Source organism: Micromonospora sp. IBSANI012 (assembly GCF_052814045.1).
The window spans coordinates 1,167,173-1,189,561 of record NZ_CP199933.1 but is presented as its reverse complement, the minus strand read 5'-3'; the positions used below and the strand labels follow the sequence as shown (position 1 = coordinate 1,189,561).

Here is a 22,389-nt window from a genome sequence, read left to right as displayed (position 1 = left end):
TCGATGACGGTGTCCACCCGTCCGCGAAGGAGCCTCATGGCCCACCCCACCCGATCCCGACTCACTCCGCGTCGCACGGTCCGCTCCACCCTCACCGCCTCCGACCGGTCGCACCGACTGCGGCGCGCCGACACCGGCACGGGCGCCGCAGTGCGGCTCACCGAGCGGCTGCTCGCCGAGGCCCGCGACGAGCTGCGCCGGGCCGATGCCAAGGCGACGCACTGGCTCAGCCTCTTCGGCGGGGCGCTGCTCGCCCTGGTGACCGGGCTGGTCGGAGCGTCCTGGTCACCGAGCCGGCTGGCCGGGACCGCCGTCTGGACCTGGTGGGCGGGCTGCCTGTTCGGGGCCCTGACGCTCGTCGCCCTGATCATGGCGCTGCTGCCGAGGACCAGCGGTGACCCCGAACTGCGGCTCGTCGCCTACTTCGGGCACGTGCACAAGCTGCGTGACCCGGCGCTCGTCCGCCGCTACGTGGAGCGGGCCGCCCACGACACCATGCCCAGCCTCATCTCCCAGCTCTGCTGGATCAGCCGCCTGGCGATGACGAAGTACCGGTGGACCCGGGCCGGGACCGTCTTCGCCATGCTCGCCGCCGCCCTGATCGCGGTGAGCCTGCTGTGACCGACGCGTCGGAACGAGAGGAGCACCCGATGTCCGACTCCGATCCGCCACGTACCACCACCCCGGCCCGGTGGCCCAGGACCAGCTTCCTCGGCCGCCTCCACCCCGCCGACCAGGACGCCCTGCTACGCCTGGGCGCGCGGGCGGAGTTCGCCGACAGCCGGTGCCTGCTCCGACAGGGCGACCGGGGACGCCACCTCCTGCTGCTCACCAGTGGACGGGCCCGGGTGGAGGTGGACGGCGCCCGACGGGAGCCGCTCGGCATAGCGCTGCGCTCGTCCGGGGACCTCGTCGGCGAGTTGTCCTACCTCGACGACCGGCCCCGGTCCGCCTCGGTGGTCGCGGTCGGACCGGTGGTGGCCCGGCACATTCCCACCCCGGCCTTCGACCACTTCCTGCGTCACCATCCGGTGGCCAACCGGCGGTTCGCGCAGCTCCTGGCCGCGCGACTACGGGCAGCCGACCGGCGCACAGTCGCCGCGTCCTACGACACCGCCACCAGGGTGGCCGGCGTGCTGTACGAGCTGGCGGTCGCGGACGGGCACCTGCTCGTCGCCCACACCACCCAACGGGAGCTGGCCCGCCTGGTCGGCGCCTCACAGGTCTCGGTGCACCGGATTCTGCGCCGGTTCTCCCGGGCGGGCCTGGTCGGCACCCGACACGGTTCGATCCTCATTCGGGATGAGACCGCGCTGTGGGCAATCGCGGACAGGACCGCGAATTGCATCAGCTGATGTAGATCAACTGGCTGGTCCCGCAATTTCCGCCGCACAGTGACAACCGTCCCCTCCCTCGAAGCAGGTGATTGTCCGTGGAACTTCCACGCCCGTGGACGTCGATTTCCTCCGACATCGTCAATTCCAGCGCCGGTGGCTACCCCCGTCAGTCCGACCTCGCCCTGGCGGCCGAGGAGATCATCGCCGAGGCCAAGAAGTCCTGCCCCTACCGCGGGTCCTGGATCAGGCGCGAGCGGGGCGACGGCGAACTCACCCTGGCCCCCGCCGACGTGCCCCTGGCCTGGTTGATCGCCGAGTTTCTCAACCGACTCCGGGTCGGCGTGCTGGCCTGGAACCGCAACAAGAACGACGCGAGTCAGCTGCGGCTGCGGGTCGGCGTCGACTTCGGCACCGTCAGGGTGGACGGCGAGGGCGTTCCCCGCGGCGGAGACGCGATCGTCAGCTCCGTGCGGCTGCGGGACTCCGACGCCGCCCGGGAGGCCACGACCGCGGTGCCCGGGGCGCCGATCGTCGCGGTCGTCTCCGATTCGGTCTACCAGCAGGTCGTGCCTTTCGGCGAGCTGGGACTGCAGCCCGAGATGTTCCGGCGGATCCGCGCCGCCGTGCCGGAGAAGGGGTACGAGGCGGTCTCCTGGCTCTACCTGCCCGGGCACTTCCCGCCGTACGTGACCGGCACTGACGACGGGCCGGACCGGGGCTGCGCGCCGCGCGAGGCCACCGCACCCGCCACGGAACCGGACCGGCGGAGACGTGCGACTTCGCCTGCGGACAGCCGCCGGCGCGAGGAGCCGGGTCCGACCACCAACACCGGCATCACGATCAAGGGCAACAAGGCGCGGGTCGACATGGGGGACATGAACTTCGGGGGAGGCTCGGCGTGAGCGCCGAGGAGCCGGGCGCGGCGCCTCCGCCGGAGCCGGCCGGCGAGCCTGAGCCGCGCCCGGTCGCCGAGGCGCCTTCGGCCGCCGGACCGCAGCCTGCCGGTCCGGACGCAATGGACGGGCCGGCGGGTCCGTCCCCAGCCCCGTCACCCCCCGAGCAGGCGGCGGGCGGCCGCGACCCCGCCCCAACGGAGCGCGCCGGCGGCTACCGGGAGCAGATGGATCAGCTCCGCCCGCTCGACGAGGGGACGACCGGCGAGAGGTCGCACTCGTCGGACACCAGCTGGCGCGACGGCGGTACCGAGGAACCCACCACCGGCGACACGCTGCCGTCCAGCCTGCGGCCAGGTCAGACTGTGCAGGGCGTACAGGTCAACGGCAACAACGCGTTGATCAACATCGCCCGCGCCGACGGGCGGCAGGTCAGCGTGCTGCGGTCGCTGCGCACCCCGGAGGGAGTGCGCGAGACGGCCCGCACCTACGTCGAGGTCGCCGACTTTCCGCAGACCGTCGCCCGGCTCGAGGACCACCACGTGGTCCTGCTCCACGGCCGCGTGGGCACCGGCCGGCGTACCACCGCGGAGATGCTGCTGTGGCGGGTCGCCGGCATCGACAAGGTGGCGGGCATCGAACCCACCCATTCCGACGTGACCGCCGCGGAGCTGGCCGGCGAGGAGAACCTGCTGCTACGCGGCCACGGCACCGTGCTCGAACTGCCCGGGCGGGCCACGGTCGGCGCCGGCACGCTGCGTACCTTCGAGCGGCTCGCCCGCGACCGCAAGGCGTACGTGGTGATCCTCCAGGACAGCGCCGAGGCGCCCGGCCCGTCGCTCGCGCCGTACGCGGTGGGCCATGTGCCCCCGTCACCGCAGGACGTGCTGCGCCGACACCTGCTCCGGGCATTGACCCGCCAGGGCCGGTGCGCCGCCGACTGCGATCCCTGCCGCGGTGCCTGCCGGATGGCTTTCGTGGAGCGGTGCGTTCAGCAGGAGACGGTGGTCGACGAGCTGGCCGCCCATCCTCGGCCGGCGCAGACGGTGGAACTCGCCACCGCGCTGGCCGGGTGGACAGGCGTGGAGGCGGAACTCACGGCCGCACTGGCGGGGCTGCGGCGCAGCCGCCGGGACTTCGCCGCCAAGCTGCTCAAGGCCGGAAAGGCGGCCAGGTCGGGCGAAGGCGAGGAGGATCCGCAGGCGGCGCCGCGCCGCCAGGCCTTCCAGATCGCGTACGCGGCCTTCGACGGGCACCCGCTGGCCGACGTCTTCGACGCCGGGGAACTGCTGCTGGCGATCTTCCAGGCGGTGGAGAGCGGGGCGGAGCGGGTGACCCGGGTCGTCTTCGACGGTGGGGTGGAGCAGATGCTCCGGTCCGGGCCCGAGGAGGGCCCGCTCGCTGCCGCGGACGTCGTCGAGCAGCCCCGGCGGGCCCGGCTGGTCGACCCCCGGCTGCTGACCGACGTGCTGGACGTGACCTGGAACGACTTCGACGGCGCCCGGCTGCCCCTGCTGCTCTGGCTGGAGCAACTGGTCTTCACCCGCCGCGACGCGGTCCGGCAACGGGCCGCGTACCTGGCCGGCTGGTTGGCCACCTGCGACTTCGACGAGGTGTGGAGCGCGGTGGTCCGGCGGTGGGCCGGCGACGGCCGGGGCACCGTACGACAGGCAGCCGCGTGGGCCCTGCACATCGCCGCCGGCGACACCCGCCTCCTCGGACGCATCCGGGGCCGGGTACGCGACTGGGTGCGCAGCGGCAACGCGCTGCTGCACGACTCCGCCGCCCGCGCCTACGGCACCCGCATCGGTCTGCTCGCCCCCGAGGAGGCGCTGCGAGAGCTGCGTACCCTGGCCAGCCGGGACGACCTGAACGCCAGCGCGTCGGTCGCCCGGTCGCTGGTCACCCTCTACCAACCGGCCGAGGCGTACCTCGCCGACACGCCCGGAGCGCCGGAGGCCACCTGGCGGGCGCTGGTGGACTGGCACCGCGACGACCTGCACCGGCTGCGCGTGCACTCCGCCCGGGGTCTCACCCTGCTGGCCCGCCGCCGCGGTCCGTCTCCCCGCGAGGGCTGGCCGCTGCTGCTGGCCGGCACCCCCGATTTCACCCCGGACGCCACCGAACTGGTCGCGCTCTGGCAGGGCGCGCTCACCGACGGCTCCACCGCGTACCAAGCCTGGAACGTGCTGCACGCCTGGATCCGGCTCGCCGACGACGACGCGGAACTCGCCGAGCGGGTCGTCGCGCTGGTCAGCCGAATGCTGGTCGGCCCGGTGGCCGTCCGTGGCCGGTTCTACCTGCGCCACCGGTGGACGACGTCGCCCACCGCCCGTCGCCTGGCCGGCATGCGTTGGGGCGAACCAGCCGCCGGCGACAGCCCTCCTCATCCCACCCCTGACCCGGGAGGTCACCCGTGAGCAGCAAGAAATCCGAAACCGACGCGCCCCGGCGCAGCCTCTGGCGCCGGCTGGTCGACTGGTTCCGCGGCACCCGGAAGGAAGAGCCGAAGCCCACCGAGCGGATCCGGCAGCGGCTGGAGGACGTGGTCTACCAGCCCTCCGGTGACGGCCCCGTGGTGACCGCGCTCTGCGCCGGTGACGTCTTCGAGTTCCAGGTGCACACCCACCTGGTCTGGTCCAGCCGGGAGATGGACTACGACGAGCTGACCGAGCAGGCCGGCGAGTTCACCAGCAGCGCCCAGGACGCCGTCCGGGAACGGATCTGGGAGGTCGCCCGCACCTTCTCGCCGTACCACTCGGCGGCGGCGGAGAAGGCGATGCAGCAGGCGCTGGACACCGACTGGTGCTACTCGGGAGACGCCGGAAAGGTGCGGTGCCGCGCGAAGGTGCGGGTGCTGCCCGACCCGCGGGTCCACGAGCACCTGCTGCCGTTCGCACTCCAGGAACTCGACGTGGAGGCCAACGCCTCCCTCGGCCTGCTCCGGGCCGACCGTTTCGAGCAGGTCACCGTGCGCTGGCGGGAGTTGCTCGACAGCCTCGGTCACGACGCGATGGTCGCGTACGCCACCCAGCTCACCGACCCGGCCTTCGCCACCGTCTTCGCCCGGTTCGTCAACCACCGGCGCGCCTCGGTGGTGGAGCTGGCGGAGGTGCTGCGGCAGGCCAGCAAGGACCACGAGCACGTCGGCATGTACGAGTTCGCCAACGCCTATGACAAGGCCGTACAGGCGTTCTGCAAGCAGATGGGACTGGACGAGGGCGGCTGGCCGGTCATCGACAGCGAGCCCGCGGCGAAGGCCGGCTCGTGAAGGCGGCCCGGCTCGCGCTCGCCGTCGCCCTCGTCACGATGCTCGGCGCCACGACCGCTTGCGAGGAGGAGGAGCCGGACTGCACGCGTCCGGCGGACCTGCCGGTCACCGGCGTCGGCAACACCACGGTCCTCCTGGACGTCACGGCCTCCACCCGGTCGGCCGGCCCGGCGCCCGACTACGCCGGCGCGATCGCGGACGCGCTCGGCCGGGCGGTCGACCGCGGCGACGTGGTCTCCATCGGCACCTTCGACGGCTCCGCCGCCACGGTCGCCTGGACCGTGGAGAACTATCCCACCGCCTCGACGAGCAAACGGGACAGCAACCGCAAGCGGGACCGGGAGATGGCGAGGGGTTGCCTCGGCCGCACCGCCGGTCAGGCCGCGACCACCCCGGCCCGGACCAACGGAACCGACGTACTCGGGGCGCTGGGCGTGGCCGCCACGCACACCCGGCTTGCCGGGGACCAGCGACGCACGGTGGTGGTCGCCACGGACGGACTCTCCACCGCCGGGTGCGCCGATCTGAGCCGTGGGACCGTCGGCAAGCCGCAGCTGATCGACGCGGCCGCGAGCGACTGCCCGAAGCGGCCCGACTGGCCGACCTCGCTGGCCGGTGTCCACCTCACCATGGTCGGGGTGGGGCATCCGGCCGACGGCCAGCCCGTGCTCGAGACCGGCCACCTGGCGTGGCTGCAGCAGTACTGGGAGCGCCTCTGCCTGGTCGTCGGGGCGGCCTCCTGCGAGGTCTCCACCGCCCCGGTCGCCGTCGTCCGGCGCGGCGACACCGTTACCGCCGGCACCGTGCCTCTCCCCGACCCGGTCGTCCGCTTCACGCCCGGCGCCGGACCGCCCACCCCGCCCGTGGAGCGGAAGACCTACAACGTGGACTCGGCGGCACTCTTCCCCACCGACTCCGACGAGGTCGGCCAGGCCGGGAAGAAGCGGCTGGCCGAGATCACCGAGCAGATCAAGGACACCAGCGTCACCGCCCTGGAGGTGATCGGTTACACCGACTCCCGCAGCAGCCCCGGACACAACCAGGCCCTGTCCGAGCGCCGGGCGGCCGCCGTGGGTCGGGAGCTGACCGCTCTGGGACTGCCGGTGTCCAAGACGCGGGGAGCCGGCGAGACCGGGCGGCTCTGCCCGCAGGAGAAGCTGCCGGACGGCAGCTGGGACGAGGCGTGCCTGCAACGCAACCGCAGGGTGGAAATCGTGATCACCACAGAGAGCGGATGAGCGATGGACGACGTGCGCCACGTCGGCGGTTCGAACGGCCGCCGCTACCTTCCCGTCCCCTGCCCGCAACAGCTCACCCTGGGGTCGACCCGACTCGCGGCCGACGAACCGGTCGCCGAGCCCGAGCCGTACGAGGCCCACCAGCTCTCCCACCGCGAGGCGGCCCGGCTGATCCGGGCCCGGAGCGAGGCGGAGGAGGCACTGGCCGCGTCGCATCCCGCGCTGCGGGAGGCCGGGGAGCGCCTGATCGACGCCTGGCACCAGGCGAAGACCGCGCTGCATCCCCTGGCGGTGCTCGTCGCCGAACGGGAACTCCACGACGCGGCGCGGGAGAAGCGCCGCAACGACCAGGAGCACGCCGACGACGGCGCGGAGGACCGCAGTTCCCAGCCGGCCTGGCAGCGCCCCTGGGTGATCTGGGCGGTGATCCTGGTCAGCGCGATCTACGACACCGTCTTCTTCGCCACGTCGTTCCGGGACGCCATCGACGCCCCGGACGACAAGCTCAGCTTCGAGTACTGGATCTCCTACGTGCCGGGCTTCAGCATCGCCATGGCGCTGATCCTCTCCGGAAGCTGGCTGGCGGTGCCGCTGTTCCGGCACCGGTCCCGGGCGGACCGGCGGCGCTGGCGTCGTCGGCTCGGCTGGCGGGTCCTGTTCCGTCGTGTCTTCGTGGCCTGGCGCCCCGAGGACGAGGAACGGGAACGCGACGACCTGCCCTGGCCCAGCTGGCCGCTGCCGGTGGGCTTCGCCAGCCTGGTCGTCGGGGTGCTCGGCATGTGGGCCTGGCTGCGCGGCGACCGGCTACCCCAGCCCGAGCTGCGCTGGCCCCTGGTGGCCCTGCTGGTGTTGCTCACCATCGCGGCGATCGCCTTCAAGGCCAGCTCGCACAACCCGTACGCGGACCGGAAGGAACGGATCAGGCAGCGGCGCCAGGACGCCGTCGACCGGTACGCCGCGCTGGCGGCCGACGCCGAGAAGCACCTGGCCGCGCATGCCAAGACGTGGCAGGAGTTCTACCTGGCGGTGGAGGACGCAGCGGTGGTCGTCCGGCGCCACCTCACCGACGCCTGGACGGAGGTCGCCGAGGCGCGGGCCCGGCACGGGCTGACCGGCATGGTCGCCCCCGGTTTCCCCACCAGCGGCAGTGACGATCTCTCCGACAGCCGGATGTTCGAGGGACTGGCCGGCCCGGCACTGCGGGTGACCGCGCTCCGCCAGGCGGTGGAGACGCTGAACCGGTACCGGCCCGAGGCGCTCGCCGAGGAGCTGGATGTGCTGCGGCGCCAACTGGACGCCCAACTCGCTGCGGGGTGGCGGCCGGTACTGGCGATCGGCGGCGGGCCGGGGGTCGGCAACGGCGCGTCAACGAGGCAGCGGTGACGGCCCCGAGCGTCCGGCGACGGCCGCCGGACGCTCGGTGGGCTCCTGCGCGCGAACCCCGGAGCCGACTGCCAGCCGGGCGGTGCGTCGCCGGTGAGCCCGGTCATCCCGCGGTGGGCGTGGCCTTCAGGTTGAGCAGCCCGGCGTCGACGACGGCGCGGCTGAGCGGCCGCGCCGCTTCCGCGAGCCGCGCACACCCGTCCTCGCCGAGCACCCGGTACGCCGGTTCGGCGAGAGCGTCGGTCCGGTCCTCGACCGACTGACGCAGCTCCCGGCCGGCGTCGGTGAGCGCGAGGTCGTCGGCGCCACCGTCGGCCAGCAGGCCGCGGGATCGCAAGCCGTCCACCGCCGCGGCCCACTCGTCGCCGGTCCAGCCACGACTGCGAAGCAGGAACCGCACCGGCACGTCACCGGTCGCGGCGTGCAGCACGAGCGCGTCGAGGCCGGTGATGCCGGCGACGACGAGGGCGTTCACGTGCCCGTCGCCGCGGAACTCGCGCAGCAGCGTCTGCGCGTGCCAGAGCACGAGGTGCGGCTCGTCCGGCCACGGCAGCGCCGCGTGCGCGGCGAAGAGCGGACGCCCGGGCAGCTGTTCGCACGCCGACTCGGCGGCCTGGCGCGCCAGCCCGGCCGCCTCGGCGACGGCCGCCGCTGCGTCCTCCACAGGCGAGAAGGCCCGGCTCAGGGCCGCGTCCGCGGCGTCCAGGCGGGCGCGGAGCACGGCCGGCGGGTCTACCCGTTCCCACGCGGCGGGCAGCGCCGCGCGTACCAGTGCGGGCTTGAAGTTGAAGAACGTCGCGATGACCGGCTCGGCCGGCACCGCACCGAACGCGGCCGACCGGGACGCGAAGTAGCCCGTCAGGCTGTCCAGGCCCAGCGCGTCGTACCGTTGCCGCGCCTCGGGGGCGAAGTAGATCATGGCGTGGATCGGTTCGGCGCGGCGCCACGCGGCGCGGGCGACCGCGGGGTCGAGGGGGGATCGGGCCACTGCAACTCCTTCACTGTTCGACGACGGTCACGTGCGGGGTCTTCAGCACGGGTCAGGGCGTCCGGTCCTGCGCGAAGCGCCACCGTAGCTCCCGCTTGAGGACCTTCATGCTCGGACCCAACGGGAACTCGTCGACGAACTCCACCCGCCGCGGGTACTTGTGGCGGCCCACCTGCTCGCGCGCCCATTCGATGATCTCGTCGGCGGTCACCTCCGCCGCCGGGATGACCACCGCGCACACCTCTTCGCCGTGCGTCGGATGGGGTACGCCGACCACCGCCACCTGCCCGATCGCCGGGTGGCGCAGCATCGTCTCCTCGACCTCCCGGGGGTAGACGTTGAAGCCGCCCCGGATGATCAGGTCCGTCTTCCGGTCGACGATCGTGACGAACCCGGCCTCGTCCCGCATGCCGAGGTCGCCCGTGCGGAACCAGCCGTCCCGGAGGACCTCCGCGGTCGCCCGTGGCTGGCCGAGGTAGCCGGCGAAGACGTTGTGCCCACGGATGACGATCTCGCCGATCTCGCCCGGCGGGAGCAGCTCGACGCGGTCCTCCCGGTCGGCCCGGGCCACCTCGACGTCGACGCCCCAGATGGGACAGCCGACGCTGCCCGGCCGTGTGCCGAAGGTCGGCTGGTTGGTGGTGGCCACGGGGGAGGTCTCGGACAGGCCGTAGCCTTCGTAGACGGTCGTCGTGAACGTCGCCGCGACCTCGTCCAGCACGCTGAGCGGCAGCGACGCGCCGCCGGAGACGCACAGCCGCAACGACGGGCGCGGTGCGCCCCTGCGGGCCGCGTCGAGCAGCGCGATGTACATGGTGGGCACGCCGAGGAACGCGGTCACGCCGTGCGCGACCATCAGCTCCAACGCCTGGACCGGGTCGAAGCGCGGCTGGAGCACGAGCGTGGCGACGGCGCGGAACGCGGTGTTCATCGCGGCGGTCTGCCCGAAGCTGTGGAACAGCGGCAGGCACCCGAGGAGCACGTCGTCGCGGCGTACCCCGAGGTCGTCGAAGGCGTTGACGGTGGCGTTCATCGTCAGGTTGAAATGGGTCAGCACCGCGCCCTTCGGCCGACCCGTGGTGCCGCTGGTGTAGAGCACCACGGCCGGGTCGTCCGGCGCGGTCGGCACCAGCCCGGGCCGCGGCGCCAGCCGGGCGGCCGCCGCGACCAGCGAGTCCGGATCGGCCGGGTCCAGCGGGACCGCCGGTATTCCGGCCAGCTCCGCCGCCTTCACGGCCGTCGCCGGGTCACCGCCGCCGTGCACCAGGGCGCGGGCGTGGCTGTCGCGCAGGACGAACGCCACCTCCTCCGCGGTCAACAGCAGGTGGATCGGCACCACGACCGCGCCGAGCGAGAGGATCGCGTAGTAGGCGCGCGGGAAGTCCGGCACGTTCGCCGCCATGAGCGCGACATGGTCACCGGGGCGTACCCCCCGCTCGGCCAGCGCCGCGGCGTAGCCCCGGGTCTGCGCCCACAGCTCCGCATACGTGACGCGTTCGTCGCCGCAGACGATCGCGGGATGCGCGGGTCGGCGGCGGGCGGACTCGGCCAGGACGGAAGCCAGCGACAGTTGGGCCATTTTTCCTCGCTGTCGAAGGGGATGAGCGGCGTCGCGGACCGGACGCGGGTGGGGGTCCACTGATCGAAGACCGGCGGGCCGGCGAAATCAAAGACGAGCCGTCACCCGCCCCATAGGCGGCGGCTATGGGGGGCGGCGCGCACCCCACGGCGTCACGGCGTGGCCGGTCTAGTCCGGCCCGGGCAGCAGTTCCAGCAGGGCCTGGGCGGCCGGCGACAGCCGCCCGGGCCGGTGGACCAGCGCGAACCGGCAGACCACCGGTGGGTCCAGCGCCCGCACGACGGCCCCGCCGCGGGCCGCCTCGTCGGCGTACCACCGGGTCAGGAACGCGGCACCGGCCTGGGCCAGCACCATGGGTACGACGGCCTCACGGTGCCGGGTCACCGCCGCGCGACGCATCCGCACACCGGCCGTGGCGAGCGCGGCCAGGACCGTCGCGCGCAGCGCGCTGTGCCCCTGGATGTCGATCACCGGGGTGTCCTGGAGCGCCCGCAGCGGCAGCGGCCCGTCGGGAGCGGGCGTGCCGGGCGGCAGCACCGCCCAGACCTGCTGTGCGCCCAACTCCCGCACGGGCAGCCGGAGGTCGGGGATGGGCAGGTACGTCAGGGCCAGCTCGCAGCTTCCGTCGCGGACGAGCCGGGCCAGGTCCTCGTCGTCGCGAGGCTCGAGCACGCGCACCGCGATGCCGGGGAAGCGTCGCCGCAGAGTGGCGATCGCCGGGGTGAGGGGGTCGACGGTCAGTGCGGCGTGCGCGGCGATGTCGAGCCGCCCGGTGCGCAGGTTCACCACGTCGGCGACGGCGGCCCGGGCGGCGGTGGCGTCCTCCAGGACCTGCCGGGCCGGGGCGACCAGCGCCTCGCCGCCGACGGTGAGGACCAGGCCGCGCCCGGTGCGGTGGAACAGCTCGATGCCGAGTTCGCGTTCCAGCCCCCGGATCGCCTGTGACAGGGACGGCTGGGCGATGCGGATGGCCGCGGCCGCTCGGGTGACGCCGCCGTGCTCGACGACGGCGAGGAAGTACTCCAGCTGGCGAAGGTCGACCGTCATCGCCCCGCCCGGCACCTGGCGCGGGCGTGTGCCACGAACGCGCGGGCGGCCGGCGACAGTGGACCGGGCCGGTGCACCAGCCCGTACGCCTGCCGCAGCGGCGGGTCGACCGGGCGCACGACGGCACCGAGCGAGGCGGCCGAGTGCGCGGTCTCCCGCACCAGGAAGGCGGCGCCGGCACCGCCGAGGACGAGCGGCGCGAGCGCCTCCGGGTGCGCCACCTCGACCACGAGCCGGGTGCGGACGCCCTGATCGCGCAGCGCCCGCTCGACGTCGTCCCGTTCCCAGCTCCCGCGCGGCACCCCGAGGACGTCGGCGCCGTGCAGCCGGGCCAGCGGCACGGCGTCACCCGGACCGACGTCCGTGCCGGGCGGAAACGCCAACCACAGCTCCTGTACGCCGAGTTCGACGACGTGGAGTCCGAGGTGCGGCAGGGGCAGGTGCGTCAGGCCCAGCTCGCTGTGCCCGTCCCGGACGAGGATGTGCAGGCCGTCGTCGGTCTCCGGCTCGTCGATGTGGACGACGATGTGCGGTTTCTCGCGCCGGAAGGAGCCGACCAGGGACGCTCCCGGGTAGGCCGCCAGCACGGGCACGGCGACCAGGTCGAGGGCGGGCGTGGCTCGGGCGTGCGACCCCACCGCCGCGCGGGCGGCGGTGATGCCGCGCAGCATCTGGCGGGCCGGGCCGACGAAGGCCCTGCCCGCGTAGGAGAGCACCAACCCGTGTGGGACCCGGTGGAACAGCTCGGTGCCGAGTTCGCGCTCGAGCGCGCGCACCGACTGCGACAGCGTCGGCTGGGCGACGTCGAGCGCCGAGGCCGCCCGACTGAAGCCACCGTGCTCGGCTACCGCGAGGAAGTAGGAGACCTGCCTGACGTCCAATGCGTTCCCGATGACTCAGCGTAGGGCCCGGTCAGCACGGATGTTACCGGTAGGTTCTGCCCGAGCCGCCGGGCGTGGCGGGCAGATCACTCAGGCGGTCGTGTCGTGGCGGGCGGAGTGTCGTAGCGAAGTTCTAGCCTGACCCGGACCCGACGCCCGCAGGAGGCACCCATGCTCGACCACCTGTCCATCCAGGTCCGTGACGTGGCGGCCAGCGCCGCCTTCTACGACGCCGTCCTGGCCCCGCTCGGTGGTCGCCGGGTGATGGAGTTCGGCCCGGTCATCGGGTACGGCACCGACAGCCCCGACTTCTGGCTCGGCCCGGTGAACACCGGCGATGAGGCGCGCGAGGCGCACATCGCGTTCACCGCGCCGGACCGGGCCGCCGTGCGGGCGTTCCACGACGCCGCGGTCGCCGCCGGCGCCGAGGTGCTGCACGCGCCCCGGCTCTGGCCGGAGTACCACCCGACCTACTTCGGCGCGTTCGTCCGCGACCCGGACGGCAACAACGTCGAGGCCGTCTGCCACGCCCCCGAGTGACGGACCGGCGAGCCAGCCGGGCGCGCACCGCCGCGCCCAGCTAGCCGCTCGGCCGGAGGCGCAGCCACGCGCGGTCGTCCGATTGGATCTCCATGGCTCATCCCCGCCCGAGCAGGGTGGCGGCCTGCGCCAGCCAGTGCGGCACGTCGGCGTCGTGGTACACCCGCTCGCTCGGCTCGATCGCGGCGAGGAAGGTCGCGTACACGGCCGCCGCCCGCACCGCCGCGACCGGCCGCAGCAGCTCCACGGCCCGTTCCGGCTCGCAGCCGGGCGCGTCGGCCCGCCATCGGGCGCACCACGCGGCCACCAGCGCGTCCGAGGCGTCGGCCGGAAGCCCGATGGTCAGTTCCAGGATGTCGAAGGCCGGGTGCCCGACGAACGAGTCGCCCCAGTCGATGATGACTCGCCGGTCACCGTCGCTCCGGACGTTGCCGGGATGCAGGTCGCCGTGCACCAGGGTGTCCGGCACGCCGCACCGCCGGGCCTGCGCGAGCCGCTCCTCCAGCCCGTCCAGCACCGCGTCGGCGTGGTGCGGGGCGAGCGCGACGCGGATCCAGCGGGCCAGGGCGGCGCCGCGCAGGTCGGGCACCCCGGCCGCCACCAGGTCGTCGGCCAGCGGCAGCGCGCGTACCTGGAGAGCGTGCTGGTCGGCGGCGATGGCGTCGCGTTCGGCGGGGTCCGCCCCGTAGCGGTCCTCCCCCGGCACGTGGTCGAGCAGCATCCGGCCGTCGTCGTCCGCGGCGAGCAGCGGCGGCACCAGGCCGGGCGTGACCGCGCCGAGCCGGCGCAGCACCGCCGCCTCGTGCCGGAAGAAGCCGGGTACCTGCTTGAGCCAGACCGGGCCGTGCGGACCGTCGAGCCGCCAGATCGCGGACAGGTTCCAGGTGCGCCGCTGCGCCACCTCCTTCGCCGGCCGGCCGAGGCGGTCGAGGGCGGCGGTGGCCCACCCGACGGTGGCGGCCGGCCCGCCCGGCTCGGCGTAGGGCGCGCGCAGCGGGTGCGGCGCGAGTTCCAGGTCCACCGGTCGCAGCGGTACGGCGGGTGGGGCGGCCACCTCGGCCAGGTACGACACCGCGCCGCCGACGCCTGGTCGGTCGCTGACGCCGGACAGCAGCCGCAGCACCGCGACCTCGACGGGCGCGCCGCAGACGACCGCGTCGACCTCCTGCCACCAGGGCGTCGGCACCTCGTACGGAGGCAGTGCCCCGAGCAGCCGGCCGGCGGGGTCGACCAGGACGAGGGTCACGGTGCGGGTCACGGTCGCCGACCGTAGCGCCGGCGCGGGGTCGCCGGCGAGCGGTTATCGCACCGGGTCGTGGGTGCCGCGCGGCACGCCGGGCCGGCAGCGGCGCAGCCGCTCCGCCGCCATCCGCCCGCCGACCGCCAGGCCGTACCGCTCGACGGCGGTGAGGCCGTACGCGCTGCACGTCGGGGTGAACCGGCACTGGCCCGGCCAGCGGTGCGACAGCCAGCGCCGGTAACCGAGGATGGCCGCCCGGCCAGCCCGGTCCACCACCGGAGCCCGGCTGACCCGGGCGGTGGTCGCGCCGAGGGTGAGCAGGAAGGAGAAGAGGCCGAAGTCGCAGCAGTCCGGGCCGTCGCAGTCGCAGAAGGAGCAGTCGGCGTCGCACCAGTCGCGCTTCTTCTTGGACTTGTGCCGCTTCCGCTTGAGGTTGATCACGCCGTACATGGTGCGGCAGCCCCGCCACCCGGCTGCGGTCAGGCCGGCGGCGTGGTGAGGGCGAAGTGGACGGTACGGCCGGTGCGCCGCCGCCCGAGGCGGTGAGCCACCGGGACGAGCACGCCGTGCAGCACGGGGTACTTGCGAACCAGCAGCCGGGCGGCGTGCCGGTCCTCGTCGCCGGTGAGCCGACGTGCGGTGGCCTCGACGGCCGTGCCGGTCGGTCGCCCGCGAGCGGTGGACGGGGCGACGATGACCCTGAAGTCGTTGCGGATGCGCCGGGTCTTGCCGGCCCGCTCGAAGCTGCGCACGTACGCCCGGTCGCCGTCGACGGCGATGCTCACCGCCGTGCCTACCGGGGTGCCATCGCGGCGGAAGCTGGTCAGCAGCACGGTCTTCTGCCGGGTGAACGGCGCCCACCCCGGTGCCGCGCCGACCTCGACCGCGCCGAGCACGCCGCCGAGTTCGCGCCACCGGGCCACCAGCGCCGCCGCCGCCAGCGCGGCGGAGAGCCCGACCAGCCAGGTCTGGCCGGCGCTGCCGCCGAGGTGCCGGTCGGCGAGGTGGGTGCCGGTGTGCGCGAGCGCCCCGGCGAGGTATCCGGCCAGGGCGACCGCCGGCGCGTCGGCCCAGATCGCGGCGAGCAGCAGGGTCACCCCGATGCCCAGCTGGAACGCGCCGACGTCGTGGACGAAGTGGTGGCTGCCGGGAAAGTCGACCGCCTCGGCGAAACCGTCCGGTCGGCGCAGCGCCCACCCTCCGACCAGCAGTGCGGTCAACCCGAGCAGGGCGCAGGCGGCCCGGACGAAGCTCCTCATGCCCACCTGACGTAACGCCCTACCGGAACGTGACGGTCCCCGGCGGTACGGTCCGGGGCATGGAACAGCGGATCAGCCTGATCACCCTCGGCGTCGCCGACCTCCCCCGCGCCCGGGCGTTCTACGAGCGCCTCGGCTGGCGGGGTCAGGAGGTCGAGGAGACCGTCTTCTTCCAGGCCGGTGGTCTCGCCCTGGTGTTGTGGGGCCGGGAGAAGCTGGCCTCCGACGCGGGCGTACCGGACACCGGCCCGGGCTGCCTGACGCTGGCGCAGAACGTCCGCTCCCGCGCCGAGGTCGACGCCGTGCTGGCAACGGCGGAGCGGGCCGGCGCGCGGGTCACCCGCCCGGCGGCGGAGACCTTCTACGGCGGCTACGCCGGCTTCTTCACCGACCCCGACGGTCACGTCTGGGAGATCGCCTGGAATCCGGGTTTCCCACTCGCCGACGACGGCACGCTCACCCTGCCCGACTTCAGCTGAACACGGTGCGCCGAACTCCCCGGTGGCCGGCGCAGGCGTCGCGCCGCCCGCCGGTGAGGCTGACCGCGCCGTCGCGGCACTGCACCAGGTAGCCGCGCCCCGCCCAGAAGTCCTGCGCGCAGTCGAAGAAGTCGCAGATCCGGTGGTCGGGCCGGCGGACGCGCTCACCGCCGCAGAAGTCGTACCCCATCGGGTTCGTCGGGGCGCCGCAGCGCCGCTCGGCCGACGGCGCGGGCGCGGCCGGCGAGCGGCGGGGCTTCGGTGCGGCGGACGGCGCGGGCGCGGCGGCACGGGGCGCGGCCACCCGCGCGGGCACCGGCGTGGCGGCGACGGCGACGTCGGAGCCGGGGCTGACCGGCGGGTCGGACTCGAAGAGGACCGCGGGCACGACCAGGGCGAGCGCGGCGGCGACCGCGACGGTGCGCCGGCCGCCGGGGATGCGCCCGGCGAGCCGGGCCTGGCCGGGGGTGGCGATCGCCGGCCGGAACGGCCGGGTCTGCTCGTGTTCGGCGATCAGCTCGTCGAGCTGCGCGATCACCGCCGCGCGCTGCTCGATGGCGTCGGCGAAGGCCAGGGTGAGGGTGAACCGGAACTGGGCCGCCGCCGTGGGCGGCACCAGCAGGCCGCAGGTGCGCCGCCGGTCGAGGACCTGGATCAGCGAGACCGGGGCCGCCGGGTCGTGGGACAGGCCGGTCATCTTCCCGTACGCCCAGTCGCGCCGGCCTCGTCCGCCGAGCAGCACCAGCCGGCGGTTGGTGATGACGGCCACGCCGGCATCGGTGGCCCGGACGCCGTCCGGGAGCCGGTGGCGCAGCGGCGCCGCCAGCGGCTCGACGGTCAGGTCGGGTGCGGGCAGCACCGTGCTGTGCCGGACCTCGACCAGTTGCGCGGCGGGCAGCGCCCAAAAGACCACCTCGCCGGGGGCGAGTTCCAGGGGCAGGCCGTGGCCGGCCGCGACCGAGCCGTGCAGGTCGACGGCGAGGGTACGCAGTCGCCGCAGCTCGTCGTCGCGCTGTCGCCACGCCCGCTCGGCGTCGCGGTATGCCCGCTGCCGGCGCTCGTTCTGCTTGCGCGCCCAGGTGTAACGCCAGGTGGAACCCGTCGAATCAGTATCTGCCACGCCGACTCCTTCGCCGCGCGAGCCACCAACCGGGGTGTCATCCGGATCAACGGTGGCGGCGAGTCCGGCGGACACGCCGATGCGCGCGAACCACCCGATCGGGGGATCAATCCGGACGATTGGCGGATGCGCTGCGTCGATTCATGTCCGCCTGCGAGGAAGGCCGGCGGCGATGCCGGCCGAGGCGAGATCATCCCGTGCGCCGTGCGGGGTACCCGAACCCTCGGTAACGTCAGCCGCAGCCGGACGGCGACGGGGCCATTCGGCAGGTGGCGCGGAGGTGGGCCGGTGAGCGACAGGGTCGTGCTCGGCGTCGACATCGGCACCACCAGCACCAAGGTGGTCGCCTACGACACCGAAGGCGAGCAGCTCGCCCACCATTCCGTGGGCTATCCGCTGGACGAGCCGCACCCGGGTTGGGCGGAACAGGATCCGTTGACCATCTTCGACGCGGTCGTCGAGTGCGTCCGTACCGTGGCCGGTGAACTGCCCGGGCCGGTGGCGGGCCTGTCGTTCAGCACCGCCATGCACAGCCTGCTCGGCCTGGACGCCGAGGGCGTCCCGTTGACCCCGTCGGTGACCTGGGCGGATTCCCGGGCCAGCGCGCAGGCCGAGCGGTTGCGGGCCGCCCCGCCGGGGCTGGCGCTGCACCGGCGTACCGGCACCCCGGTGCACCCGATGGCGCCGCTGCCGAAGCTGGTCTGGTTCGCCGAGCAGGAGCCGAAGCTCTTCGAGCGGGTCGCGCACTGGGTCGGCATCAAGGACTACGTGCTGCTGCGCCTGACCGACGCGCTGGTGACCGACCACTCGGTGGCCTCGGCCACCGGGCTGATGGACATCCACCACCTGGTCTGGGACGCGCAGGCGCTGGGCATCGCCGGCATCGTCGAGGAGCAGCTGCCGCAGCTCGTCGCGACCACCACGGTGCTGCCCGGCCTCACCGCCGAGGCGGCCGTGGCGACCGGGCTGCCCGCCGACACCCCGGTGGTGGTCGGCGCGGGCGACGGCCCGCTGGCCAACCTCGGCCTGGGGGCGGTCCGGCCGGGCGTGGTGGCCTGTTCGATCGGCACCTCCGGCGCGATGCGGGTGGCCGTGGAGCGGCCGTCCGTCGACCCGCTCGGCGGGGTGTTCTGCTACGCGCTGACCGAGGACCGCTGGGTGGTCGGCGGCGCGATCAACAACGGCGGCATCGTGCTCCAGTGGGCCGGCGACGCGCTGGCTCCGGAGCTGGGCGAGGACTCCGAAGAGGAGCTGCTGGCGCTGGCCGAGCGGGCGCCGGTCGGCTCCGGTGGGCTGATCATGCTGCCGTACCTGCTCAGCGAGCGGGCGCCGCACTGGAGCGCGCTGCCGCGCGGGGCGTACGTGGGGCTGACCCACGGCCACCGCCGCGAGCATCTGATCCGGGCGGCGCTGGAGGGGGTGTGCCAGCAGCTCGCCCTGGTGCTGGCCTCGGTGCGGGCGGCCGGCAACGAGGTACGCGAGATCCGGGCCAGCGGCGGCTTCGCGCGCAGCCCGCTCTGGCGGCAGATCCTCGCCGACGCGCTCGGCATGCCGGTGCGTTTCCCCGCCGGGCACGAGGGCTCCAGCTTCGGCGCGGCACTGCTCGGCATGCAGGCGCTCGGGCTGATCCCGTCCATCGACGTCGCCGCCGACCTGGTGGAGATCGACGAGACGGTACGCCCCGATCCTTCCGCCGCCGCCACCTACGCCGCGCTGCTCCCGCTCTTCTCCGAGCTGTACGACGCGCTGGTCCCGACCTTCGCGTCGCTGCGACGGCTGGCTCCGAGCCTGCCGCCGGAACCGTCACCCACTCCCGCACCCATGTGATCGCCCGTCCCGCAAGGGACCGGACGCCGTCCGAAGGTCGTGATTACCGTGACCACTCTCCTCGCCGCACCAGCCGAGCCGCTCACCGACGCCGGTGACGCCCAACTGATCACCGCGGCCCTGCTGGGCATCGCCGCGGTGGTGCTCCTGATCGCCTGGGGCAAGGTCCACCCGTTCCTGTCGCTGATCCTCGGCGCGGCGGTGCTCGGCGTGGTCGCCGGTGTCAGCCCGGACAAGATCGTCACCTCGTTCAGCGGCGGCGTCGGCTCCACAGTGGGCGGGGTCGGCCTGCTGATCGCGCTCGGGGCCATGATCGGCGGCCTGCTCGCCGAATCCGGCGGCGCGGACAGCATCGTTGAACGGGTGGTCGGCCGGGTCTCCGGCACGGCGCTGCCCTGGGCGATGGCCGGGGTCGCCGCCCTCATCGGGCTGCCGCTCTTCTTCGAGGTCGGCGTCGTGCTGCTGGTGCCGATCGTGCTGCTGGTCTCGTTGCGCACCGACGTACCGCTGATGAAGATCGGCATCCCGGCGCTGGCCGGCCTGTCGGTGCTGCACGGCCTGGTGCCGCCGCACCCGGGCCCGCTGGTCGCGATCGACGCCCTGGGCGCCAACCTCGGCCAGACCCTCGCGCTGGGACTGCTGGTCGCCATCCCGACGGTGATCGTCGCCGGTCCGATCTTCGGCAACTTCATCGCCCGCTACGTGCCCGCCACCGCCCCGGAGGCGTTGCTGCCCACCCGGCGACCGGTCGCGCTCGCCGGCGGGCGGGGTCCGGCGGCCACCGGACGCGGCCCGCTCGACGCCGACGGCGACCTGGTCACCGAGGACGACCTGGTCAACCCCGGCGCCGGCCGCCCGGGTGAGCCGATCGACGAGGCCGCCACCGAGCGGGTACGGGCGCGCCGCGCGCCGGCCCTGTGGGCCGCGGTCATCACCGTCCTGCTGCCGGTGGTGCTGATGCTGCTGCGGGCGATCGGCGAGCTGACCCTCGACGAGGGCACCGCCGGCCGCAAGGCGCTGGACATCGTCGGCACCCCGATCGTCGCCCTGCTCGCCGGCGTCATCTTCGCGATGATCTTCCTCGGCTACCGGACCGGTTTCAGCCGCGCGCAGGTCTCCGGCTTCCTCGGCGGGTCACTGCCGCCGATCGCCGGCATCCTGCTGATCGTCGCCGCCGGCGGCGGTTTCAAGCAGGTGCTGGTCGACGCCGGCGTGGGGAACCTGGTCGCGAACGCGGCCGAGGGCGCGAACCTCTCGCCGCTGCTGCTGGGCTGGCTGGTGGCCGTCGGCATCCGGGTGGCGACCGGCTCGGCCACCGTCGCCACCATCACCGCCGCCGGCATCGTCGCGCCGCTGGCGGAGACCCTCCAGGGACCGGAGGTGGCGCTGCTGGCGCTGGCCGTCGGCTGCGGGTCGCTGTTCTTCTCGCACGTCAACGACGCGGGCTTCTGGCTGGTGAAGGAGTACTTCGGACTGACGGTCGGACAGACCATCAAGAGCTGGTCGGTGATGGAAACGATCATCTCGGTGGTCGGCTTCCTCGGCGTCCTCGTCCTCGACCTCCTGCTGTAGGGCCCACGGCCGCGAAGTGATCAAGAGGTTTGCGTCGGGGAGATGCCCTTCCCCGACGCAAACCTCTTGATCACCGAGGGTGAGCCGGGACCGCCCGGACGGGCGGCGGTCAGGGGGCCTCGACGCCGGAGATGCGGTAGCGGTGCACCTCGGCGCCGAGGATCGCCGCCACCTGCTCCTCCGCCGGGCCGGAACCGCGGAAGGCGAGCAGTTGGTCGTCGGTGTCCCAGCGCTCGTAGACGTTGATCCGGCCCGGCTCGACCAGGTCGGCGCTGATCGCGAAGTCGATGCAGCCGGGCGCGGAACGCGCCTGCCGGACGACCTCGGCGCAGGACGCCAGGTAGGCGTCCCGCCCGGCCGGGTCGACGTAGAGACTGCCGGCGACGATGAGCACGGTGACCTCCGGTGGTGTGGTGGGGCGGTCCGCCTGACAGGCACCAATATGCCTGCCAGGCGGGTCCCGCACCGCCCACACCGGCTCAGGCGCGCGTGATCGCGTTGGCGTGGATCGCCTCGTTCAGGTACGCGGCCATGCCCGGCGCGATCGCCTCGTAGTACGCGGTGAACCTCGGGTCCGCCACGTACATGTCGGCCAACCCGGTGTGGATCTCGTAGGAGCAGTCGTAGAACCAGCGGCTGATCAGCTGCCGGTGCTCCTCGGCCAGCGCCATCGCCTCCGGCGAGTCCGCCGCCGCCCCGGACGCCATCACCTCGACGAACCGCCGCCCCCAGTCCTCGTTCTCCGCCTTGTTGCGCAGCCAGTCCTCCTTCGAGTAACGGGCCGCCCGCCGGTTCGACTCCCGGTACGCGTCGGTGTCGCCCCAGCGCCGCTCCGCCTCCTCGGCGTGCGCGTCCGGGTCGAAGTCCCCGAAGACCTCGAACCGCTCCTCCGGGGTCAGATTGATGTTCATTCTTCTCGCCTCCATCGCGAGTTCGATCGCGGTGACCATCTCCTGAAGCTTCCCGATCCGCCCGCTCAGCAGTTCGTGCTGCCGGCGCAGGTGCGCCCCCGGGTCGGCGGTCGGGTCGTCGAGGATCGCCGCGATCTCCTCCAGCGGGAACCCCAGCTCCCGGTAGAACCGGATGTGCTGCAGGCGCTCCAGGTCCGCGTCGTCGTAGCGGCGGTAGCCCGCCGCGGTGCGTCCGCTGGGCGACAGCAGCCCGATCTCGTCGTAGTGGTGCAGCGTCCGGACCGTCACCCGGGCCGCCTTCGCCACCTGACCCACCGTGTACGCCATGGTTTCCCTCCCTTCCGCGACCAAGGCTCCCGCCTGCCGTTGCGTGAGGGTCAAGCCCGATTCTGCGCGCCGCGTCACACCCTCGCCGGGGATCGGCGCGGCGGCCCACGCGAACGCCCCCGGCCTGGAGAGGGGGTGAAGAGGCCGGGGGCGTCCGGGGCGGGATCAGGCGGTGGCCCGGTCCTTCGCCCGCTCCGGGGCGGCGAAGGCCTCGGTGGCCGGGGTGCGGAAGGCGTGCACGAGGCCGGCGATCGACAGCAGCAGGAGCAGCCCCGCCCCGACGAAGGTCACCAGCGCCGCCTGCTCGGCCTTGCGGCCGAACTCGCTGAAGCCGTACGAGGTGAGCAGCAGGCCGCGCAGGGTCTCGCCCTTGAACACGGTGTCCCGCTGGCCGCTGACCTCCGCGAGCTGCTTCTGCAGGTCGGCCAGGGCCGGGTCGTTGGTCCTGGTGGCCTGCTCCACCTTGGCGCGCAGCTCGGTCCGCGGCTCACCGAGGT

General features: G+C 73.9%; 22 protein-coding genes. 11 read left to right on the top strand and 11 right to left on the bottom strand.

Translation table 11 applies throughout. The annotated features are described in order from the left end of the window. Positions 1-36: 36 nt before the first annotated feature. The 7 genes from ACTWM8_RS05735 (at position 37) to ACTWM8_RS05705 (ending at position 8,122) form a co-directional block, all read left to right on the top strand. Positions 37-621, top strand: coding sequence for a Pycsar system effector family protein (locus tag ACTWM8_RS05735; RefSeq protein WP_446212876.1), 585 nt, complete (start codon positions 37-39; stop codon positions 619-621). 29 nt (positions 622-650) lie between these two features. Beyond that, positions 651-1,355 carry a Crp/Fnr family transcriptional regulator gene (locus ACTWM8_RS05730; RefSeq protein WP_446212875.1) on the top strand — a complete coding sequence of 235 codons (705 nt, stop codon included), beginning with the start codon at positions 651-653 and terminating at the stop codon, positions 1,353-1,355. A 77-nt stretch (positions 1,356-1,432) separates the two neighbouring features. Further along, positions 1,433-2,239, top strand: coding sequence for a hypothetical protein (locus tag ACTWM8_RS05725; RefSeq protein ID WP_446212874.1), 807 nt, complete (start codon positions 1,433-1,435; stop codon positions 2,237-2,239). 218 nt (positions 2,240-2,457) lie between these two features. Beyond that, positions 2,458-4,650 carry a hypothetical protein gene (locus ACTWM8_RS05720; protein WP_446212873.1) on the top strand — a complete coding sequence of 731 codons (2,193 nt, stop codon included), beginning with the start codon at positions 2,458-2,460 and terminating at the stop codon, positions 4,648-4,650. Next, positions 4,647-5,501, top strand: coding sequence for a hypothetical protein (locus ACTWM8_RS05715; RefSeq protein ID WP_446212872.1), 855 nt, complete (start codon positions 4,647-4,649; stop codon positions 5,499-5,501). The genes ACTWM8_RS05720 and ACTWM8_RS05715 overlap by 4 nt, the downstream gene beginning before the upstream one ends. Then, positions 5,498-6,739 (top strand): OmpA family protein, encoded by a 1,242-nt coding sequence (locus ACTWM8_RS05710; RefSeq protein WP_446212871.1) that lies wholly within the window; start codon positions 5,498-5,500, stop codon positions 6,737-6,739. Before ACTWM8_RS05715 ends, ACTWM8_RS05710 begins: the two co-directional genes overlap by 4 nt. A 3-nt stretch (positions 6,740-6,742) precedes the next feature. Beyond that, positions 6,743-8,122, top strand: a complete 1,380-nt coding sequence (locus ACTWM8_RS05705) for a hypothetical protein (protein ID WP_446212870.1) — start codon at positions 6,743-6,745, stop codon at positions 8,120-8,122. A gap of 103 nt (positions 8,123-8,225) precedes the next feature. Here ACTWM8_RS05705 and ACTWM8_RS05700 read toward each other — a convergent pair whose 3' ends face one another. The 4 genes from ACTWM8_RS05700 to ACTWM8_RS05685 form a co-directional block, all read right to left on the bottom strand. Continuing rightward, positions 8,226-9,110 (bottom strand): SCO6745 family protein, encoded by an 885-nt coding sequence (locus tag ACTWM8_RS05700; protein ID WP_446212869.1) that lies wholly within the window; start codon positions 9,108-9,110, stop codon positions 8,226-8,228. A 52-nt stretch (positions 9,111-9,162) separates the two neighbouring features. Beyond that, a complete protein-coding gene (locus ACTWM8_RS05695; RefSeq protein WP_446212868.1) occupies positions 9,163-10,689 on the bottom strand; it encodes a long-chain-fatty-acid--CoA ligase in 1,527 nt (508 codons plus the stop codon). A 168-nt stretch (positions 10,690-10,857) separates the two neighbouring features. Further along, a complete protein-coding gene (locus ACTWM8_RS05690) occupies positions 10,858-11,736 on the bottom strand; it encodes a LysR family transcriptional regulator (protein WP_446212867.1) in 879 nt (292 codons plus the stop codon). After that, positions 11,733-12,617 carry a LysR family transcriptional regulator gene (locus ACTWM8_RS05685; protein WP_446212866.1) on the bottom strand — a complete coding sequence of 295 codons (885 nt, stop codon included), beginning with the start codon at positions 12,615-12,617 and terminating at the stop codon, positions 11,733-11,735. Before ACTWM8_RS05685 ends, ACTWM8_RS05690 begins: the two co-directional genes overlap by 4 nt. Positions 12,618-12,788: 171 nt before the next feature. On the opposite strand from ACTWM8_RS05685, the gene ACTWM8_RS05680 reads away from it, so the two are divergent. Continuing rightward, complete coding sequence (locus ACTWM8_RS05680; protein WP_446212865.1) at positions 12,789-13,157, top strand: VOC family protein; 369 nt, start codon at positions 12,789-12,791, stop codon at positions 13,155-13,157. Between the two features lie 97 nt (positions 13,158-13,254). Here ACTWM8_RS05680 and ACTWM8_RS05675 read toward each other — a convergent pair whose 3' ends face one another. From ACTWM8_RS05675 to ACTWM8_RS05665, 3 genes are read right to left on the bottom strand one after another with little or no spacing between them, the layout of a single operon-like run. Then, positions 13,255-14,415 carry a phosphotransferase family protein gene (locus ACTWM8_RS05675; protein ID WP_446212864.1) on the bottom strand — a complete coding sequence of 387 codons (1,161 nt, stop codon included), beginning with the start codon at positions 14,413-14,415 and terminating at the stop codon, positions 13,255-13,257. A 42-nt stretch (positions 14,416-14,457) separates the two neighbouring features. Continuing rightward, positions 14,458-14,847, bottom strand: a complete 390-nt coding sequence (gene yidD / locus ACTWM8_RS05670) for a membrane protein insertion efficiency factor YidD (RefSeq protein WP_446212863.1) — start codon at positions 14,845-14,847, stop codon at positions 14,458-14,460. A gap of 29 nt (positions 14,848-14,876) precedes the next feature. Next, positions 14,877-15,656, bottom strand: a complete 780-nt coding sequence (locus ACTWM8_RS05665) for a PPOX class F420-dependent oxidoreductase (protein ID WP_446212862.1) — start codon at positions 15,654-15,656, stop codon at positions 14,877-14,879. Between the two features lie 59 nt (positions 15,657-15,715). Here ACTWM8_RS05665 and ACTWM8_RS05660 point away from each other — a divergent pair, with 59 nt between their 5' ends. Next, positions 15,716-16,135, top strand: a complete 420-nt coding sequence (locus tag ACTWM8_RS05660) for a VOC family protein (protein ID WP_446212861.1) — start codon at positions 15,716-15,718, stop codon at positions 16,133-16,135. On the opposite strand, the gene ACTWM8_RS05655 is transcribed toward ACTWM8_RS05660, so the two are convergent. Further along, positions 16,128-17,255 carry a hypothetical protein gene (locus ACTWM8_RS05655; protein ID WP_446212860.1) on the bottom strand — a complete coding sequence of 376 codons (1,128 nt, stop codon included), beginning with the start codon at positions 17,253-17,255 and terminating at the stop codon, positions 16,128-16,130. The genes ACTWM8_RS05660 and ACTWM8_RS05655 overlap by 8 nt on opposite strands. Before the next feature lie 288 nt (positions 17,256-17,543). Between ACTWM8_RS05655 and ACTWM8_RS05650 the strand changes: the two genes are divergently transcribed. Together ACTWM8_RS05650 and ACTWM8_RS05645 are read left to right on the top strand one after the other, a co-directional pair. Then, positions 17,544-19,082 (top strand): gluconokinase, encoded by a 1,539-nt coding sequence (locus ACTWM8_RS05650; RefSeq protein ID WP_446212859.1) that lies wholly within the window; start codon positions 17,544-17,546, stop codon positions 19,080-19,082. A gap of 48 nt (positions 19,083-19,130) precedes the next feature. Beyond that, positions 19,131-20,654 (top strand): GntP family permease, encoded by a 1,524-nt coding sequence (locus ACTWM8_RS05645; RefSeq protein ID WP_446212858.1) that lies wholly within the window; start codon positions 19,131-19,133, stop codon positions 20,652-20,654. A 109-nt stretch (positions 20,655-20,763) separates the two neighbouring features. On the opposite strand, the gene ACTWM8_RS05640 is transcribed toward ACTWM8_RS05645, so the two are convergent. The 3 genes from ACTWM8_RS05640 to ACTWM8_RS05630 form a co-directional block, all read right to left on the bottom strand. Beyond that, the gene (locus tag ACTWM8_RS05640; RefSeq protein WP_446212857.1) at positions 20,764-21,048 is read right to left on the bottom strand and encodes a putative quinol monooxygenase; all 285 of its coding nucleotides are present in this window, start codon (positions 21,046-21,048) and stop codon (positions 20,764-20,766) included. An 85-nt stretch (positions 21,049-21,133) separates the two neighbouring features. Next, positions 21,134-21,892 carry a MerR family transcriptional regulator gene (locus ACTWM8_RS05635; RefSeq protein ID WP_446212856.1) on the bottom strand — a complete coding sequence of 253 codons (759 nt, stop codon included), beginning with the start codon at positions 21,890-21,892 and terminating at the stop codon, positions 21,134-21,136. Positions 21,893-22,057: 165 nt separating this feature from the next. Beyond that, a complete protein-coding gene (locus tag ACTWM8_RS05630; RefSeq protein ID WP_446212855.1) occupies positions 22,058-22,354 on the bottom strand; it encodes a hypothetical protein in 297 nt (98 codons plus the stop codon). Between the last annotated feature and the right edge of the window lie 35 nt (positions 22,355-22,389).

Excerpts from the sequence above, each read along its gene's own strand:
- ACTWM8_RS05735 (WP_446212876.1), top strand. The coding sequence starts at position 37 with ATGGCCCACCCCACCCGATCCCGACTCACTCCGCGTCGCACGGTCCGC.
- ACTWM8_RS05730 (WP_446212875.1), top strand. The coding sequence starts at position 651 with ATGTCCGACTCCGATCCGCCACGTACCACCACCCCGGCCCGGTGGCCC.
- ACTWM8_RS05720 (WP_446212873.1), top strand. The coding sequence starts at position 2,458 with ATGGATCAGCTCCGCCCGCTCGACGAGGGGACGACCGGCGAGAGGTCG.
- ACTWM8_RS05705 (WP_446212870.1), top strand. The coding sequence starts at position 6,743 with ATGGACGACGTGCGCCACGTCGGCGGTTCGAACGGCCGCCGCTACCTT.
- ACTWM8_RS05695 (WP_446212868.1), bottom strand. The coding sequence starts at position 10,689 with ATGGCCCAACTGTCGCTGGCTTCCGTCCTGGCCGAGTCCGCCCGCCGC.
- ACTWM8_RS05690 (WP_446212867.1), bottom strand. The coding sequence starts at position 11,736 with ATGACGGTCGACCTTCGCCAGCTGGAGTACTTCCTCGCCGTCGTCGAG.
- ACTWM8_RS05680 (WP_446212865.1), top strand. The coding sequence starts at position 12,789 with ATGCTCGACCACCTGTCCATCCAGGTCCGTGACGTGGCGGCCAGCGCC.
- yidD (WP_446212863.1), bottom strand. The coding sequence starts at position 14,847 with ATGTACGGCGTGATCAACCTCAAGCGGAAGCGGCACAAGTCCAAGAAG.
- ACTWM8_RS05665 (WP_446212862.1), bottom strand. The coding sequence starts at position 15,656 with ATGAGGAGCTTCGTCCGGGCCGCCTGCGCCCTGCTCGGGTTGACCGCA.
- ACTWM8_RS05660 (WP_446212861.1), top strand. The coding sequence starts at position 15,716 with ATGGAACAGCGGATCAGCCTGATCACCCTCGGCGTCGCCGACCTCCCC.
- ACTWM8_RS05635 (WP_446212856.1), bottom strand. The coding sequence starts at position 21,892 with ATGGCGTACACGGTGGGTCAGGTGGCGAAGGCGGCCCGGGTGACGGTC.